Annotated in this window: 18 protein-coding genes; 8 read left to right on the top strand and 10 right to left on the bottom strand. The window is 46.1% G+C overall.

The window, feature by feature from the left end:
* Positions 1 to 90: 90 nt before the first annotated feature.
* Complete coding sequence (locus DSM107010_RS12260) at positions 91 to 1,083, top strand: RNA polymerase sigma factor, RpoD/SigA family (RefSeq protein WP_015154107.1); 993 nt, start codon at positions 91 to 93, stop codon at positions 1,081 to 1,083.
* A 2-nt stretch (positions 1,084 to 1,085) separates the two neighbouring features.
* Here the strand turns inward: DSM107010_RS12260 and DSM107010_RS38375 are convergent, their stop codons facing one another.
* Entirely contained in the window at positions 1,086 to 1,226 is a 141-nt protein-coding gene (locus tag DSM107010_RS38375) for a hypothetical protein (RefSeq protein WP_158631778.1), read from the bottom strand.
* Positions 1,227 to 1,593: 367 nt separating this feature from the next.
* Between DSM107010_RS38375 and DSM107010_RS12255 the strand changes: the two genes are divergently transcribed.
* Positions 1,594 to 2,172 (top strand): hypothetical protein, encoded by a 579-nt coding sequence (locus tag DSM107010_RS12255; RefSeq protein WP_106166007.1) that lies wholly within the window; start codon positions 1,594 to 1,596, stop codon positions 2,170 to 2,172.
* 36 nt (positions 2,173 to 2,208) lie between these two features.
* A complete protein-coding gene (locus DSM107010_RS38370) occupies positions 2,209 to 2,352 on the top strand; it encodes a hypothetical protein (RefSeq protein WP_158631777.1) in 144 nt (47 codons plus the stop codon).
* Positions 2,353 to 2,364: 12 nt separating this feature from the next.
* On the opposite strand, the gene DSM107010_RS12250 is transcribed toward DSM107010_RS38370, so the two are convergent.
* The 5 genes from DSM107010_RS12250 to petM form a co-directional block, all read right to left on the bottom strand.
* The gene (locus DSM107010_RS12250; protein ID WP_106166008.1) at positions 2,365 to 2,856 is read right to left on the bottom strand and encodes a DUF192 domain-containing protein; all 492 of its coding nucleotides are present in this window, start codon (positions 2,854 to 2,856) and stop codon (positions 2,365 to 2,367) included.
* A 92-nt stretch (positions 2,857 to 2,948) separates the two neighbouring features.
* Entirely contained in the window at positions 2,949 to 3,632 is a 684-nt protein-coding gene (gene nblR, locus DSM107010_RS12245) for a response regulator transcription factor NblR (RefSeq protein WP_015154104.1), read from the bottom strand.
* Positions 3,633 to 3,705: 73 nt separating this feature from the next.
* Positions 3,706 to 4,623, bottom strand: a complete 918-nt coding sequence (locus tag DSM107010_RS12240) for an NAD(+) kinase (RefSeq protein ID WP_106166009.1) — start codon at positions 4,621 to 4,623, stop codon at positions 3,706 to 3,708.
* A 185-nt stretch (positions 4,624 to 4,808) separates the two neighbouring features.
* Positions 4,809 to 5,789, bottom strand: a complete 981-nt coding sequence (locus tag DSM107010_RS12235) for an SDR family oxidoreductase (RefSeq protein WP_015154102.1) — start codon at positions 5,787 to 5,789, stop codon at positions 4,809 to 4,811.
* A gap of 185 nt (positions 5,790 to 5,974) precedes the next feature.
* Entirely contained in the window at positions 5,975 to 6,085 is a 111-nt protein-coding gene (petM, locus tag DSM107010_RS12230) for a cytochrome b6-f complex subunit PetM (RefSeq protein WP_015154101.1), read from the bottom strand.
* A 217-nt stretch (positions 6,086 to 6,302) separates the two neighbouring features.
* Between petM and pdxA the strand changes: the two genes are divergently transcribed.
* Both pdxA and DSM107010_RS12220 read left to right on the top strand, forming a co-directional pair.
* The gene (pdxA, locus tag DSM107010_RS12225) at positions 6,303 to 7,502 is read left to right on the top strand and encodes a 4-hydroxythreonine-4-phosphate dehydrogenase PdxA (RefSeq protein WP_106166010.1); all 1,200 of its coding nucleotides are present in this window, start codon (positions 6,303 to 6,305) and stop codon (positions 7,500 to 7,502) included.
* A gap of 93 nt (positions 7,503 to 7,595) precedes the next feature.
* Positions 7,596 to 8,108 carry a hypothetical protein gene (locus DSM107010_RS12220; protein ID WP_181246276.1) on the top strand — a complete coding sequence of 171 codons (513 nt, stop codon included), beginning with the start codon at positions 7,596 to 7,598 and terminating at the stop codon, positions 8,106 to 8,108.
* A gap of 35 nt (positions 8,109 to 8,143) precedes the next feature.
* On the opposite strand, the gene DSM107010_RS12215 is transcribed toward DSM107010_RS12220, so the two are convergent.
* Both DSM107010_RS12215 and DSM107010_RS12210 read right to left on the bottom strand, forming a co-directional pair.
* Entirely contained in the window at positions 8,144 to 9,343 is a 1,200-nt protein-coding gene (locus tag DSM107010_RS12215; RefSeq protein WP_015154098.1) for a homocysteine biosynthesis protein, read from the bottom strand.
* Between the two features lie 292 nt (positions 9,344 to 9,635).
* Positions 9,636 to 9,890, bottom strand: a complete 255-nt coding sequence (locus tag DSM107010_RS12210; RefSeq protein ID WP_015154097.1) for a hypothetical protein — start codon at positions 9,888 to 9,890, stop codon at positions 9,636 to 9,638.
* A 241-nt stretch (positions 9,891 to 10,131) separates the two neighbouring features.
* On the opposite strand from DSM107010_RS12210, the gene thrC reads away from it, so the two are divergent.
* Together thrC and DSM107010_RS12200 are read left to right on the top strand one after the other, a co-directional pair.
* Complete coding sequence (gene thrC / locus DSM107010_RS12205; protein ID WP_106166012.1) at positions 10,132 to 11,226, top strand: threonine synthase; 1,095 nt, start codon at positions 10,132 to 10,134, stop codon at positions 11,224 to 11,226.
* Positions 11,227 to 11,385: 159 nt separating this feature from the next.
* Positions 11,386 to 12,294 (top strand): YihY/virulence factor BrkB family protein, encoded by a 909-nt coding sequence (locus tag DSM107010_RS12200; RefSeq protein WP_015154095.1) that lies wholly within the window; start codon positions 11,386 to 11,388, stop codon positions 12,292 to 12,294.
* A 97-nt stretch (positions 12,295 to 12,391) separates the two neighbouring features.
* On the opposite strand, the gene DSM107010_RS12195 is transcribed toward DSM107010_RS12200, so the two are convergent.
* Both DSM107010_RS12195 and DSM107010_RS12190 read right to left on the bottom strand, forming a co-directional pair.
* Positions 12,392 to 12,907, bottom strand: a complete 516-nt coding sequence (locus tag DSM107010_RS12195; protein WP_015154094.1) for a PPC domain-containing protein — start codon at positions 12,905 to 12,907, stop codon at positions 12,392 to 12,394.
* Between the two features lie 143 nt (positions 12,908 to 13,050).
* Complete coding sequence (locus tag DSM107010_RS12190) at positions 13,051 to 13,359, bottom strand: DUF3067 family protein (RefSeq protein ID WP_015154093.1); 309 nt, start codon at positions 13,357 to 13,359, stop codon at positions 13,051 to 13,053.
* Between the two features lie 375 nt (positions 13,360 to 13,734).
* On the opposite strand from DSM107010_RS12190, the gene petC reads away from it, so the two are divergent.
* On the top strand, positions 13,735 to 14,274 hold the full coding sequence (gene petC, locus DSM107010_RS12185) for a cytochrome b6-f complex iron-sulfur subunit (RefSeq protein WP_015154092.1): 540 nt from the start codon (positions 13,735 to 13,737) through the stop codon (positions 14,272 to 14,274).
* Positions 14,275 to 14,286 lie beyond the last annotated feature (12 nt).

Here is a 14,286-nt window from a genome sequence, read left to right as displayed (position 1 = left end):
GGATAACCTCCAAGTAGGGATAACTGATTACTTCTTGCAGCCGTCCAGCCATTAAGCATTCGTTTTGTTTACGGAGTAGACAACGCACAAATGCCCACCGAAAACACCACCACAACCACCACCGAAAATAACAATACCAGATTCACGGCTGATATGGTACGTACCTATCTGCGCGAGATCGGGCGCGTGCCATTGCTGACTAGGGAACAAGAAATTGTCTACGGCAAACAGGTACAGCAAATGATGGCGCTGCTGGATGCTAAGGAAGCTTTAGTCAAGAAGCTACGCCGCGAACCAACTATGGAAGAATGGACGGCTAAAGTCAACACGTCAGAAGCCGAACTCAACGACCTCATCCGTAAGGGACAGCGGGCTAAGCAAAAGATGATTGAAGCTAACCTGCGGTTAGTTGTCGCGATCGCCAAAAAGTACCAGAAGCGTAACATGGAATTCTTGGACTTGATCCAAGAAGGAACAATGGGTCTGGAACGCGGAGTCGAAAAATTCGATCCCATTCGCGGTTATAAGTTCTCCACTTACGCCTACTGGTGGATTCGTCAAGCGATTACTCGTGCCATTGCCCAACAAGCACGGACGATTCGTTTGCCCATCCATATCACCGAAAAACTTAACAAGATTAAGAAAGTGCAGCGCGAACTAGCACAAACCTTAGGACGCAGCCCGAATGCGGTTGAGATTGCCGAAGCGCTAGAGTTAGAACCAGCCCAGATTCGGGAGTATCTTAACCTTGCCCGTCAACCAGTTTCATTAGATGTCCGCGTCGGCGACAACCAAGATACAGAGTTGCAAGACTTACTGGAAGATGACGGGATATCGCCGGAAAACTATATGACTCAGGAATCTTTGCGTCAAGACTTGGATACCCTGCTGTCAGAGTTAACTCCACAACAGCGAGAAGTCTTGAATCTACGCTTTGGCTTGCAGGATGGCAATGAACTTTCTTTAGCTAAAGTTGGAGAAAGACTCAATCTCTCCCGCGAAAGAGTTAGACAACTCGAACATCAAGCTTTAGCGCACCTACGTCGTCGTCGTGCCAACGTGCAAGAATACATCGCCAGCTAAATTTAGTAGAGGCGCAGTGTATCGCGCCTCTGTAGATTTTTAGCCTGCTGACTTTTGACTTCTGTACGGGCGGGTTTTGAGCAAAAATTGACGGCTTTGGTGGTCGATTGATTGACTAAACCCGCCCCTATCTCTGTCTCCACATGCTAGTGCTTTTGTTTGTAATTTAGATTACAATCTATTTAGGTGGCGCTAGTATAGTTAACAGTATTCATCCCATGTAAAGGTTGTACGTGCTTGTAAAATCTTTACTCTACAAACAAATATTCGCTCTATAGCAAGAACGCCTCCCGGATTCAGGAGGCATTTTTGTCTGTATGAAGAAAGTAGAAACGTAAGTCAAACTCATACTGGTAAAGGTTTTGAATTGAATTCCCTTGTTTGCTAGTTATACCTAGCAGGAAAGAAATTTCAGACCTTTGAAAGAACCAGTGACGGTTAGTAATTATCTATATTTTCTTTAATAGCTGCTGCCAATATTATATATAGAAGCCCCTCAAAGGAGGCACAGTGAAAAATTCTATTTGTTATATTTGCGATCGCTTCAATCATAAACTCGGGCAGCTAAAATTTGTGCTATCTGCTTTAGTAACATTTATAGCGCTCGATCCTACAGCAGCTACCAGTAGCGATCGCCAGCTCGATTCTCTCGCTTCAAGAGTGACATCCACTCCGGTTAAAATTGCCAAAAGAGATAGCGTTCTCAATTCCAAAGGAAAGCTACCAACAGCAGACGGAATATATTTATACGGTCAATCACCCCAAACAAATCAGCTCGGACAAGAGTATATGATCTTTGAAATGCAACAGGGTAAAGTGACTGGAGCATTGTATTTACCACAATCAGAGTTTAGCTGTTTTGAAGGTTCTCTAAAATCAGATCGACTATCTGTAACAGTTGCCGCAGATGCTAATTCTGAAGCTGATGCGGCACAAGTAGCTGCGGTAGGTAATTCACAAATAGAAGATGATTACAGTCAAATATCATCTCCCTATGCAGTGGGGTTGCAAAACTATTATCAATTGCAAAATATTACTGACAACGATCGCCGCATTCTTACTGCTTGCCAACACAATAATCGACAATGATTCGCTACTGAATTGAATTTATATTTAAGCTCGAATGTGTTAAAACAACTAGATTTTGCCATGCGATCGCATAACACAAAAATAGCTGCAAAACTGCTTTTGCGCTTAGTTAGTGGAATTCTTATTTTAGTTCTAGCTTGTCTGTGGTTGCTCTTAACAGCAAAGCCAGCGTTGGCATAGTTTGAGTTATGCTCAATTGAGATACTGAATTTCGACGCGATCGCCGACTTTCAAGCCAATTTGAGCCGTCATTCCACTACGGAGTTCGAGAACTTTGTCGATTTCGGTATCAGTGCCGTAGGTTGGACAAGTCGTCGTTTTACACGGAGGAACATCAGCCGCGATCTCTATGACTCGTCCTTCCCGTAAAAAAATCATATCGAGGGGAATTAGCGTATTCTTCATCCAAAATCGAGTTGGTTGCGGCGACTCAAAGACAAACAACATACCTCGGTTGTCTGCCAAACTAGTACGATACATTAGTCCGATCTGCTGCTGTTGTGGCGTTTTAGCAACTTCTAACTCAAACTTTCGCCCCGCGATCGTCGCATATGCTGAGATTGGTAAGTTTTGTCCTCTCACCTCTTTTGCTGGCGCTTGAACTACGTGAGTGGTTTCTGTGGCAACTATTGGCGTACATCCCAGTAACAAAAGGCTTACTACTATTCCCAGCCATTGATTCATAGATCGGTCATTGGTTATCAGTTATCAGTTATCAGTGTAGAGACGTTACATGTAACGTCTCTACACAGTTATCAGTCACTTACGACTTCTCATTAAGCTTCTCGCAACACGTATCCAACACCGCGCACGGTTTGAATTAATCGCTTTTGTCCTTCATCTTCGAGCTTGAGACGCAAGTAGCGAATGTAAACTTCAATCACGTTAGATTCGCCCATAAAATCATAACCCCAAACATTTTCCAGAATTTGCTCGCGCGTTAAGATTTCTCTAGGATGTTCGATCAGATACTTAAGCAGTTCAAATTCTTTCATTGTTAAATCAATAGCACGTCCGTGGCGCAAAGCTCGACGAGTTGCCAGATCTAAAACTAAGTCTCCAAATCTTAACTGTTCTGTACCAGCAGGATCGGGATGCAAATAGAGCCGAACCAGGCGTAAAAAATCTTCCGTGCGGTAGGGTTTGAGAAAGTAATCATCTGCTCCTGCTTCCAGACAAGCAACGCGATCGTCAACTGTATCGCGCGCCATCAAGACTAATATTGGTACGTGCGTACCCATCCGTCTCAAACTAGTACAGACCGTCAATCCCGATTCTACCCCCAACATTCGATCGATCGCGATTAAATCTGGTTGGCGATCGCGACTGCGATCGATTCCCGTTGCAGCGTCGTGAACTACAATCGGTTCGTAGCCAGATTCTCGCAGATCTAAATTTAACTGCGCCGCCAAGCTTTCATCTGGCACGATCGCTAATACACAAGGGCGATGTTCGTTCATAGTTTGTCATTGGTTAATAGTTAATGGTTAATTGCCAACGGCAATTAACCATTAACTATTAACAATTAACCATTTAAGGTAATTCTACCGAAGTTGGTTTTGCAATGTGAGGTAAACCCCAGCCCAATTTCTCTCGTAAAATGCGGAAAAACTCTGGCGGTTGCAGGCGAACGAACTTAGCCGAGTAGGGCGATCGTTCCAAGTATACTTTGTCTTCTGGAAAGACATAGCAGCCGCCATTGCCATCTACCACCATAACTAACCGCGTCGCGCCAGCGGGATAGACTGTCACAGGTTCGCTATCGGGAAACACTAATGCTCGCGAAGCCAGAGAATGAGGACAAATGGGTACGAGTTGCAGTACTGGTACTCCTGGGGTGACAACGGGACCTCCGGCACTCAGCGAATAAGCGGTCGAACCAGTTGGCGTAGAGACGATGACTCCGTCAGCTGCGATATCGACTGGCGCATGACGACCTACAGCGATTTCAAAATGGCACATACACGTCAATGGTTCTCGGTGTAGCACCATTTCGTTTAAGCATAGAGCTTCCCATAGTACGCCTTCGCCACGCAAAACTTTTACGACTAGCATGGCTCGTTCTTCAACTTCGTACTCGCCTGCTAAAACTTTTTCCAATGCTTGGGGCAATTGATTCAAGTAAGCTTCGGTTAAAAAGCCCATGTGACCCGTATTGAGAGACAGCATGGGAATGCCACTCGGAGCGACCAAGCGCGCTGCCGCAAGCACCGTACCATCTCCACCCAGCACGAACGCCAACTTCATCTCAGAATCAAAACCAGGTGGTGTCAGTCCTTCAATAGGGGTGTGACAGACAGGACTTTCGGGATTAGAATACCCTAACATTCCTCCCACGCCAGTTGTCATACAAACATCCCAGCCAGCAGCGGCGAGTTTGTCACTCAACTCAATAGCAACCCGCTGTGCTATGGGTTTAACGTCGTTATAAATAATGCCTGCTTTCGGCACGTTTGTAGTCAAGGTTGCAGCACTTTAGCTAGATCGTTGCACATTTTTTCGTTACTTGTCATACCCTTCGGGAAGGGCTATTTTTCGAGAAGCCACCCTTCGGGTGTCTACGCCCTACGTCATTTGTCATTCGTCAATTGCTTAACACTCATGAGCTATGACAGATGAGTGATGACCAAATGGTACTAGTTACTCTTTTTAACGGGGATTTTGGCTGTTTTTTTCTTAGTTTTGTTTTTTTCGTATTCCAATTCCTTGAGTTTTTTCAGCATCCGTCCGAAGTATTCTTGCAAGTAGCTTTCTAAAGTCGTCGTCTCCTGAGGGTCTAACCCAAAGGTCTGATAGACTTCATCCATAGGAGCTGTTAGAGGTACGCCAGTTGCGAGTACTTCAGCAAATGCTAAACGATCTGCAACATTCCATCCCCATTGGAAGAACCGCGTGACGTGCCGCATCGTGCGCAAAAAGTTGACTGGCAAACGAGACACTTTTGCTGGTTTTCCAGTCAATCGCTCGCACAAACTCGTTATCTCTTCTGCACTCCAGGCGCGGGAACCAACTACAGGAAAAGTTTGTTTTTCCGTTGCTGGTACGGAGAGAGCGCGAACGGCAAATTTGGCAATGTCTTGGGTGTCCATGTAGGCAACGGGAGAAGATTCACCCGTCACCCAAATTGCTTGTCCCTCTAAAATCGGAATTGCGTACTGACCGATCAAGCCTTGCATGAAGCCACAAAGCCGCAGGATAGTATAATTCATCCCCGCTTCACTCAAAAATAGCTCCGTACAGCGCTTGATTTCCATCAGAGGCACTTGGGGATATTTCTCTGCTTCTAAAATAGAGAAGAAAATGTAGCGATCGACACCAGCAGCTTTTGCTGCCTGAATCAGCGCTACCTTACCATCCCAGTCTACCTGCTTGATACTCAAGCTATCTGTTGCTCTTGCTGTAGCAGCGTCAATCACCACATCCATCCCTTCCAGAGCAGCTGGTAGAGTGTCCGGTTGACTGAGGCTGCCAGAGACAAGTTCAGCGCCCCATTCTTTTAAAAAGGTAGCTTTTTTTTGACTGCGGACGAGACAGCGCACCTTATACCCCTCATCGAGAGCACGACGAGCTACCTGTCTTCCCAAGGTGCCAGTAGCACCGACAATCAAGATATTCATGAGGGATTAGTAACGATTCTTAAGCTTTATTAAAAGAATGGTAACAAAAATCGGTTTATTAAGAAAGGTTACGAAAATTAGTGAGTCGTGAAAAGAAGTGGCGAGAGGCGAGAGTTAGTAAGTTGTCACTTGTCTACTTGTCTTTCTTGTCCCCCGACTCCCGACTCCCGACTCCCAACTCCCGACTACAGAGCTTCTTCTTCATCTCCTTGGATCTTGAGTAGGAGATAACCTAGAGCTATACCGACGAAGATTAAGCTGAAGGATAAGATAGCAGCAGTAAACATTTCGCTCATGGCGATAATTCTCCTAACGTGTTGCTTGCTCAAGATTACAGTGAGCCTAGTGTAAAGTATTTTAAAACAATTCGCGCTTGGCTTGGACACTCACCAGTTATCAGCTCTCAGTGGCTAGTGACTAGTGACTAGTAACTAGATGAAGAATTTAGATGCTAGCCCACTAGCTGCTAACCACTAGCCACTACCCACTCACAAATGACAATGCACCGCTAGTATGGATATCTCAACGACAACCTACAAAACAAGCGATCGCCCCCGTATTGCAATTGCTATGGGAGATCCGGCGGGAATTGGTGCGGAGGTAATTTTGAAAGCCTTGGCAGACCGACAATTATGGGCAGCTTGTCAAATTACGGTGGTTGGTAACAAGCAAGTCTTGCTGGATACATACGATCAATTGCGTCAAAGCCCCTATTGCCCGCTAGATAGTTATATCCACCCAGATGAGTTGAACATTCTTGAGGTGGAAGCTGTGAGGAAAATGGTAGGCGCAGTCAAGCAGGGTACGGGTAATGCGGCTAGCGGAGCAATGAGTTTTGCTTATTTAGAGACTGCGATCGCCCGAACTCTGGTAGGAGATTTTCACGGGATCGTGACAGCACCGATTGCCAAATCAGCATGGAAAGCCGCAGGATACGATTATCCAGGGCAAACAGAATTACTTGCCGAAAAAGCTGGAGTCGAACGATTTGGGATGCTATTCGTCGCGCGATCGCCTCATACTGGCTGGATGCTACGCGCTCTTCTGGCAACCACCCACATTCCCTTGCACCAAGTTCCAGAAGCACTCACACCACAATTATTGACTCGCAAGCTAGATCTGCTAGTGGAATGCTTACAACGGGATTTTGGCGTAGAACAACCAAGAATTGCGATCGCAGGTTTAAACCCCCACAGTGGCGAGCAGGGACAACTGGGACGAGAAGAAGTTGACTGGCTAAATTCTTGGCTGGAAGCAGAACGTCAAAATCGCCCCAATCTTCAATTAGAAGGCTTGCTACCACCCGATACTATGTGGGTTAAGCCAGGGATGGCGTGGTATGGGAAGGGACTAGGGAGCAGGGAGCAGGGAGCAGGGGAGACTAGGGGCAAAGGGGCAGAGGAGCAACTACCAATTACCAATTACCAATTACCAATTACCAATTACCATCCTGCTGATGCGTATTTGGCACTTTATCACGACCAAGGACTCATTCCAGTTAAGCTAATGGCGTTCGATCGCGCTGTTAATACTTCCATCGGTCTTCCCTTCATCCGCACTTCTCCCGATCACGGCACGGCTTTTGATATTGCTGGTAAAGGTATTGCTGATGCAACTAGCATGAAAGCCGCAATTCAACTCGCTACGGAATTAGTCCACACCAGAAACAGCGCCACACCGACTACCAACTACCAATTACCAATTACCAATTAGTTAAGATACATCCTAAGATAGATGCCACGGTTTTGTAATCTACCAACAGTCTGATAGTATTTATCGCGATCGCAGTAGATTATCAAAGAAATCATGAGCAATCAACTTCGTAACCTACTAATCGGCGCTGGAGTCGCTGCTGTTGGCGCAATTGGCACTAAAGTAGCGGTTGACTATTTCAAGAATCGCGGTCAAAAAGAAGTCGTAGATGCCAACCAAGGCGATGCTGAGGCAACCTCGGCTGAGGAAGTGGCTTACGCAACTGTAGAACCCAGTTCCGTTCAAGCATTTCTCGATAAAAGTTTTGGTACTCCTGGTCGTTACACGCCTAATCGCCCGCCAAAAGTATTTGATTATCAGGGTAAGCAATACATGGTGATTTGGGCTTACGATAACAAACAGCAAAAAAATCAAATGCTGGCTTTTATCTACACGGGTCAAGGTCGTGACATGATTGCCAGTGTGGGATACACTGCTCAGAAAACTGACTACAATCTCGAATTAGCGAACACGCCTTTTGTGATTGAAGTCAATGGCAAACAAATTAAATCGGGACAGTCGGAAACCAGCGGTACAAATGATGTCGATTTTGTACTAGCGGCATAGCACTTTGAAATTTGGCGATTTGCTAAATACCCCTACTAAAACTCCGTCCACCGATCTTGAGGGAGGAAGGAACGTTCTTGAGGAATCGGTGCAACTGGTTCGGTGAGGGTAAATGTTCCAGCCTCAATCCATTGTTTCAGCTCCCTGGCAACTTGCCGCGATAAGGCTATGCTTGCCAAGGGAGCAACTCTGACAGACTTACCATCGATCGCCATCCGTCCAGATTTGAGTTGAGCGTAGCTAACTAGCCCAAAAGTCGGACGCACGCGGCGGGGGATGGAAAAGTCTACAATCGGTGCAACCAGATCTCTATCTTGCACGGCACAGTTAGCGACGACTGCTTCAGTTAAAACTGGTAAGGGTACGCCCACACCCAACATCAAAGAAGGACCGTAGCTTTTGAAATAACAACCGCGCACCCACTGAGGATTCATTTGCTTGGCATCGCCGATCAGAGCTAAAGTGGCGGCGGGACCGATGGGGGTTTGATTCGGTAAGCGTTTTTGGAGGGGAAAATGCTGCGTCCCTTCCCATGCGATGTAACCAACACCGCCACCTAAAAATATGCGCGTACCGATGCCAATCAGTTGCAAGTCTGGGTCGTTGAATAAAGGGGAAATAGCGCCAGGGTTGGAATAAACCGCATTGCCTAAGCGAGGTTGCAAAGGACCGAGATAGGTAAACAAGGGGCGATCGCCACCATTGACGCCAACAATAAAATTTTGATAGAGATTGCGGGGATTAAATAAATAAAACTGATTGATCGTCTCGCGGCTAATTGTTGTTTCAAAGTTAGCTCTGGGATAGCAATCCGTTACCTGTCCTACAGCACGCAACTGGACTGTTTTACCAGCAATTAAGTCAGCAATAACGTGTCCGCCACCTTTAACTATCTGCGTTTTAGGTTCGCTGACACTCAGGCGAGATTCTTCCCCGTCTGCGGCTTCAGCTGCCTGCGTTGCGCCTAAATATAAATCCACCGCCCCGAAACCAGAGTAAGCGGGTACGCCATCTAACCAGCAGCGCCGAATTTTAATTGGTGGATCGGTATGCCCCAGATTGATGATTGCTCCAGAAGACTCCATTGGCTCAAATGTGCCAGTGGTGACGACATCAACTTCTTTGGCTGTTTGGGTAATGCCTACCTCTACCACCCGTGCTTTTAATTCTTCTACCGTTAAGACAACAGCATGTTTGCGGCTAATTTTATCGTTAATTTCAGCAAGCGATCGCATTTGACAGTGACCAGTGACCAGTGACCAGTAACCAGTTATCTAACAATTAACAACTAACAACTCTTAAATCTTTGATTTATCAAGACTACGCTAGAAAAAACGATCGCGCTACCTAGCAACGATATGAGCGTAGGTACTTCGTTCAACCACATCCACCTTTTCTATGAATCTAACGCAAATTACCCTAACAGCATACTGAACAAGCACGTATATGACGAAGGAACGAGAAATATTGATTCCTCGCCCGTTTGCCAAATGGCAAATACGCAATCTTGAAACTACAGGTTTGAAACTACAGGCGTTCTGTAACTGCTAACTCTTCTGACAATTCCGAGTTCTGCTGCTTCATACTTTGTAAATGTTCCAACAGCGACTCGATTTCTGCTTTGAGCTGGAAAAACTCGACCAGCCGCTCTTGCTGGTAAGGTGGTTTTTTTATCTCTCTTGCTGGAGTGCTGTGAGTCGATGCATCCGAGCTTTCGATCGCAGCCTGATAAGAGCCAATTGTTACTTGAGCGCGGGTTACACTTGATGAACTGGTTGACATCTGAAACTCAGTAGTTATATTTGCCTACTCACACCGATTCCAATATTCTATATCGATCTGGGGGCGACCACAAAATTAAACTGTGGCGGTTTTAGAACTGGCAATTGGAAGTTGATGATGTGAAGCAGCTACCATCAGGTTAGACTAGAGATAAGAAGCTTTACCTCTGCCTCGTGCAGGATAGCTTTTTGGTTATAAAAACTACCCTTTTTGCATTCCAAATCTGTTGCATTCCGAACCCGTGACTCTAAGCCTGTCTGCTAATACATCATCAAATTGCCAAAATTGGTCTGGACTGATAGAAACATATCGGCACTATTTGCCTGTTACCGACCAAACTCCAGTTGTAACTTTATTAGAGGGGAACACACCCCTAATTCCCGCCCCTGCGATCGCGGCTCAAATTGGCAGACAGGTGCGCGTACTCGTTAAGTATGATGGATTGAACCCCACGGGTAGCTTCAAAGACCGAGGCATGACGATGGCAATCTCCAAGGCAAAAGAAGCCGGAGCCAAAGCTGTCATTTGTGCCAGTACGGGCAATACCTCAGCATCAGCAGCAGCTTACGCGCGACGCGGCGGAATGCGAGCTTTCGTCTTAATTCCCGATGGCTACGTCGCTCTAGGAAAACTAGCACAAGCTTTGCTGTATGGAGCAGAAATACTAGCAATCAAAGGCAACTTCGATCGCGCCCTAGAAATTGTGCGCCAGATGGCAGAGACTTATCCAGTGAATTTGGTGAATTCGGTCAATCCCTATCGTTTAGAAGGGCAGAAAACCGCAGCATTTGAGATTGTTGACAATTTAGGCAACGCCCCCGACTGGTTGTGCATTCCCGTAGGCAATGCAGGAAACATCACTGCATATTGGATGGGATTTTGTCAATATCATAGTCTAGGGAAGTGCGATCGCTTACCTAAAATGATGGGATTTCAAGCAATTGGCGCTGCTCCTTTAGTCACGGGACAAGCCGTAACTCACCCTGAGACAATTGCTACAGCTATCCGCATTGGCAACCCCGCCAGCTGGCAAAAAGCGATCGCGGTACAAACAGCTAGTGCGGGAGAATTCAATGCTGTCAGCGATGCCGAAATTTTGGACGCATACCGTTTTCTCGCTGCCGAAGAAGGCATTTTCTGCGAACCTGCCAGCGCTGCTTCTGTGGCTGGATTATTCAAGGTGAAAGATCGAGTTCCTAGTGGTGCAACCGTTGTTTGCGTTTTAACCGGAAACGGCTTGAAAGACCCAGACACAGCCATCAACCACAGCCAAAATACGTTTAAGCAAGGCATTGAGCCGACATTGGACTCGGTAGCAAAAGTCATGGGATTTTAACAGTTATCAGTGACTAGTGGCTGGTGGCTAGTGGCTAGAATTGAGTCGAGGCACTAGCCACCAATCACGAGCAACTCGCAAATCTATCTTCCGTCGCTAGACGAATCTATCAGTTTTGGCAGATGGTGGAATGAATCGTAGCTGCCACGACTACATTAAATGCTATCAACTCGTTTTTTCCGCTTCTTCCGCTATCTCAACTGGAAGACTTTGACAAAAACAGTGGCTCGCGTTGGGCAACGTCGTCTGTTTGGACTTTCATCAGAAATTGCTTATAATGCGATGCTGTCTTTATTTCCAGCGATTCTTGCTGTCATTACCGCGATCGGTTTATTTGAAGAATCTCTGCAATCTACCTTTAAGGAATTAGCAAGTCAATTGAGTCAAGTCGCACCAGATGAGGCGATGGTACTAATTCGAGATTTCTCCAAACAAATTACTCAAACGAGAAATACAGGTTTGTTTTCGATTAGTTTTATCGTAGCAATTTGGGCTGCTTCTGGGGCTTTAAGCGCAGCAATGACAGCACTCGATCGCATTCATGAAATTCCTCTAGAACAAATGCGTCCTTTTTGGAAAGCAAAACTCATCTCTTTAGGATTGACAATTGGGACAATTTTACTATTAGTTGTCGCTTCCTTTTTAGTATTTATTAGCGACTGGCTGTTAGATTTTTTTGTATTGAAAAGTCAAAATCGGTTATGGTTCTTATTAGTTATTTGGCAACTTTTAAGCTGGCCCATTGCCCTGGCGATCGTAGCGGCTGCTTTTGGTTTTGTCTACCGTTATGGACCGAGCATTTGGAACCCTGGAATGCCACTAATGCCAGGAGCTGTATTAGCTGCTGTTTCTTGGGCGTTGGTTTCTGCTGGTTTCCGACTTTACGTAGCTAATTTTGGTAATTACAATCAAGCTTACGGCGCAATTGGAGCAGTCATTGTTTTAATGCTCTGGCTCTACATGAGCGGGCTAGTATTATTAGTAGGAGATCAACTCAACGTAACGGTAGGAGAACAAATGCGATCGCGTTCCCAGGTTGCTAAACGATCGGCTTCAGTTCAGAATTAGATCGGAATTACATTTTAACAGTACTACCAATTTCTTATAACTGACTACTTTGTAGAGACATTACACGTAACGTCTCTACACTGATAACTGATAACTGTTACTTCAGAAATTGACGTAACTTTGGTATAAGTGGATTGCTCCGATCGGACGATACCGGTTGCAGCCGCGTCACTTTGAGACGAAAGTTACCGACCCCAGTTTCCCCAAATGCTCGCACGCGAACGATATATCTTCCCGTTTTAGCAATTCGCGTAAACAATAGAGCATTGTTACTGCCATCAGGACCATCATCATTTTCTGCTACTGTAGAACCGTCTTCGGCAAGTAGCGTCAAGATTGCGTCAAAACTCTCAGAGGCAAGATCGATCGCCACACTTTCACCCTCTTTAAATTCCATCACGTAATCGCGGGCAAATCCTCCCTGACCCGTGGGAATATCTTTTTCTGATAAAGTATCGTCGATCTGGTTACTGGTAGGCAAGGCAATAGGATTATAAAGCTTGCACTGGCTGCATTGGGCAGCAACAACGGCGCTCATTCCCATGGCGATCGCCACACAGGTAGCAGGGATGAGTACTTGGCTTACTCTAACTACAACAGCCTTTAGGATCATGCAGCGCCAGATTCCAGCAGAACAGCTAAACCCGACTATTATAGTTGCCCTCTAGAATCTTGTGAAGAGTCAGTTATCAGTGACTAGTGGCTAGTGGCTGGTGGCTAGTCATTGTGACTTGTGACTTGTCCCCACACTATTAGTTACAACAGCCACTCTGAAGCCCGTTCGCCCAAATCGAGCGGAATGCTAACAGCTTTACCCAATCGAGGACGATCGCGAGTTTGAGTAATATATGTCCGTACCTGTCCCACCCCGCCAAACTCGTTTAAGTAACTCGCGATCGAATCTAAATGGGCTTTGTACTCTGCCTCCGACAACGGAAACGAGGCTTGTTCGAGATATTTCCACATCACCTGTAGAAAAATCTTGCCCTGAGTGCGCCGCAATTGCACGTCATAAGAGCGCCCCCACTTGTTCAGCAACAGCTGGCGTAAATCTTCTCCAGTCATAAGTCTTAAAATGTATTGCCTATATTGCTGTCGCCTTCACATTTCGTTACAGGGTAAAGCTACGCTACTCAGGTATGATACCAATATAAAGAAATGTAATGTTTGCTCTCATCAAGGCTGGCAACATCCTTGGCAGAGGAATTCTATCATGTTTGTGGATGACAGGGCAGTCTTCGGAACAGTTACTAGTTTTATAGCGATCGATCGCCAAAAGTTTCAGAGGGGAATTTAGAATTTGCCTCAAACGTACTACGCTTAGGATTGTGGAAAAATCTGACTCCCACTGAGAAAAACCTAAAAACTGATAACTGGTCGCTGGTCGCTGGTCACTGTGAAGAGGGTTGTAAACAAAGGTAAAAGCGCAAAAGAAAAGTTATGGCTCAGATTTCTGAATCAATGGATGTCCCAGGAATGGGGCGACGGCAATTCATGAACTTATTGACTTTTGGGACAATCACAGGTACAGCGCTAGGAGCATTGTACCCAGTAGTCAAATACTTTATTCCGCCTGCTGCTGGTGGTGCAGGTGGAGGTGTAACGGCAAAAGACGAACTCGGTAATGACGTGAGCGTGAGTCAGTTTACTGCCAACCGTAATCCAGGCGATCGCTCGTTGGTTCAAGGACTGAAGGGCGACCCCACCTACTTGATTGTAGAAAGCAAAGGCGCGGTCGGCGAATATGGCTTAAATGCCGTGTGTACCCACTTGGGCTGTGTCGTGCCTTGGAACGCAGCAGAAAACAAGTTTAAGTGTCCTTGTCACGGCTCCCAATACGATAATACGGGTAAAGTCGTGCGCGGTCCCGCCCCCCTATCGCTGGCACTGGTTCACACCGCAGTCCAAGATGACAAAGTCGTGTTAACGCCTTGGACGGAAACCGATTTTCGCACTGGGGAAGATCCTTGGTGGGCTTAGAGCTGCCGCAAT

The organism is Chroococcidiopsis cubana SAG 39.79, from assembly GCF_003991895.1.
GTDB lineage: Bacteria > Cyanobacteriota > Cyanobacteriia > Cyanobacteriales > Chroococcidiopsidaceae > Chroococcidiopsis > Chroococcidiopsis thermalis.
The sequence above is the reverse complement of the archived record's forward strand: the minus strand, read 5'-3'. Positions and strand labels throughout refer to the sequence as shown.

Excerpts from the sequence above, each read along its gene's own strand:
- DSM107010_RS12235 (WP_015154102.1), bottom strand. The coding sequence starts at position 5,789 with ATGAATATCTTGATTGTCGGTGCTACTGGCACCTTGGGAAGACAGGTA.
- nblR (WP_015154104.1), bottom strand. The coding sequence starts at position 3,632 with ATGAACGAACATCGCCCTTGTGTATTAGCGATCGTGCCAGATGAAAGC.
- DSM107010_RS12220 (WP_181246276.1), top strand. The coding sequence starts at position 7,596 with ATGAGCAATCAACTTCGTAACCTACTAATCGGCGCTGGAGTCGCTGCT.
- DSM107010_RS12195 (WP_015154094.1), bottom strand. The coding sequence starts at position 12,907 with ATGATCCTAAAGGCTGTTGTAGTTAGAGTAAGCCAAGTACTCATCCCT.
- petM (WP_015154101.1), bottom strand. The coding sequence starts at position 6,085 with ATGAGCGAAATGTTTACTGCTGCTATCTTATCCTTCAGCTTAATCTTC.
- petC (WP_015154092.1), top strand. The coding sequence starts at position 13,735 with ATGGCTCAGATTTCTGAATCAATGGATGTCCCAGGAATGGGGCGACGG.
- pdxA (WP_106166010.1), top strand. The coding sequence starts at position 6,303 with ATGGATATCTCAACGACAACCTACAAAACAAGCGATCGCCCCCGTATT.
- DSM107010_RS12250 (WP_106166008.1), bottom strand. The coding sequence starts at position 2,856 with ATGAATCAATGGCTGGGAATAGTAGTAAGCCTTTTGTTACTGGGATGT.
- DSM107010_RS12200 (WP_015154095.1), top strand. The coding sequence starts at position 11,386 with ATGCTATCAACTCGTTTTTTCCGCTTCTTCCGCTATCTCAACTGGAAG.
- DSM107010_RS12190 (WP_015154093.1), bottom strand. The coding sequence starts at position 13,359 with ATGACTGGAGAAGATTTACGCCAGCTGTTGCTGAACAAGTGGGGGCGC.
- DSM107010_RS12260 (WP_015154107.1), top strand. The coding sequence starts at position 91 with ATGCCCACCGAAAACACCACCACAACCACCACCGAAAATAACAATACC.
- DSM107010_RS12210 (WP_015154097.1), bottom strand. The coding sequence starts at position 9,890 with ATGTCAACCAGTTCATCAAGTGTAACCCGCGCTCAAGTAACAATTGGC.
- DSM107010_RS12215 (WP_015154098.1), bottom strand. The coding sequence starts at position 9,343 with ATGCGATCGCTTGCTGAAATTAACGATAAAATTAGCCGCAAACATGCT.